1 protein-coding gene is annotated in these 1219 nt (G+C 40.8%); it reads left to right on the top strand.

Annotated elements, in window-relative coordinates:
* Positions 1-50: 50 nt before the first annotated feature.
* A protein-coding gene (locus tag KN811_RS21745) for an IS3 family transposase (protein WP_425596713.1) occupies positions 51-1207 on the top strand; the annotation gives its coding sequence in 2 pieces (ribosomal slippage) (positions 51-312 and positions 312-1207; 1158 coding nt in all).
* Positions 1208-1219 lie beyond the last annotated feature (12 nt).

The raw sequence follows: 1219 nt of genomic DNA, 5'->3' as shown, positions 1-1219 counted from the left end.
CCCTAAAAAACAAAGCGTTCTTAATTAGAAAAACGTTTAAATTTAGGGTAATGAAAAAAACACGACACACCGAAACACAGATCATCAAGATCTTAAAGTCTCAGGAAGCCGGACAGTCTGTTACAGACCTCTGCCGGGAGCATGGCATCAGCCAGGCTACTTTTTATAACTGGAAGAGTAAATTTGGAGGTATGGACGCCAGCCAACTCAAGAAAATGAAAGAGATGGAGGCAGAACTGTCTCAATTCAAGCGGATGTATGCCGATCTTGCTTTAGAAAACAATGCCTTAAAAAACCTGATCGAAAAAAAGCTCTAAGGCCTGTCGATAAACGAGCAGCAGTTGGATATTTAGTCAAAGAGGAACACTTAAGTATCCGGCGGGCCTGTACAGCACTCAACCTAAGCCTATCGGTTTACTATTATCGTTTTAGATCCAAGACAGAAGATCGACAGATCATAGATGAATTAGAGAAATTGGCCGAGGCTTATCCTACTTATGGTTTTAAAAAGATGTTTTACTTGTTACGGGCCAAAGGATATCTGTGGAACCATAAGCGGGTTTATAGGGTTTATGTAATGATGCGCCTCAACATTCGGCGAAAACGCAAGAGAAGGCTCCCTGCCCGTGTCAAAGTACCTCATATCATACCTGTGAACTGTAATATTACCTGGAGTATGGATTTTATGCAGGATACCTTGATAAGTGGGAAGAGTTTTAGAACATTTAATGTGATTGACGATCATAACAGGGAAGCTCTTATGATAGGGATTGACACTTCTTTGAGTGCCCGACGTATTGTACGGGATCTGGATAAACTCATTCAGTGGAGAGGTGCCCCTCAAGTGGTAAGGGTGGATAATGGCCCTGAGTTTACTTCAGCTGTATTTGACTCCTGGGCGCGTAAGCATAAGATCAAGATATGTTTCATACAACCAGGAAAGCCTACTCAGAACTCTTTGATAGAACGGTTTAACGGCTCTTATAGAAAAGAGGTTTTAGATGCGCATTTGTTTTTTGAATTAAACCATGTCAGAGACCAAACACAAACATGGTTATGGAATTACAATAATGTTAGGCCACACAAATCTTTGGGATATAAAACACCAGTAGATTTTATAGTACAACGAAGCAAAACGCGGTTTGCCTCCCTTATAATCGACCAACACTTAAGGGAAAATACTATATTTGAAAGTGCTTCTGTTTAGGGGAGCCTTACA

Origin of the sequence: Sinomicrobium weinanense, from assembly GCF_018863395.1 — a bacterium.
GTDB classification, from domain to species: Bacteria; Bacteroidota; Bacteroidia; order Flavobacteriales; family Flavobacteriaceae; genus Sinomicrobium; species Sinomicrobium weinanense.
Note: the sequence above shows the minus strand (reverse complement) of the source record. Positions and strands in the feature narration are given on the sequence as shown.